The 301-nt window shown below is 49.8% G+C and carries 1 tRNA gene; it reads right to left on the bottom strand.

What is annotated here, in order from left to right:
* Positions 1 to 109 precede the first annotated feature (109 nt).
* Positions 110 to 184, bottom strand: a tRNA-Glu gene (locus tag DW58_RS11985).
* Between the last annotated feature and the right edge of the window lie 117 nt (positions 185 to 301).

The following is a 301-nucleotide window of genomic DNA, read 5'->3' as shown; positions in this document are numbered from 1 at the left end:
TTCAATTTTCAGCTTGTTCCGGATTGTTAAAGAGCAAATATCTCAAACGTGACTTGAAAGTCAGTTTTGAGATATCGGTTGGTTGTGTCTTTCACCCACACCCAGCAAGTGGCGTCCCCTAGGGGATTCGAACCCCTGTTGCCGCCGTGAAAGGGCGGAGTCCTAACCGCTAGACGAAGGGGACACGGTGTGTCACGACTTCGTAGCCGTCTTGCTCATTACTTTTCATCAGACAATCTGTGTGAGCACTGCAGGGTTGTATCTTTCAGGTAAGGAGGTGATCCAACCGCAGGTTCCCCTA

This window comes from Siccibacter turicensis LMG 23730, from assembly GCF_000463155.2.
GTDB classification, from domain to species: Bacteria; Pseudomonadota; Gammaproteobacteria; order Enterobacterales; family Enterobacteriaceae; genus Siccibacter; species Siccibacter turicensis.
Note: the sequence above shows the minus strand (reverse complement) of the source record. Positions and strands in the feature narration are given on the sequence as shown.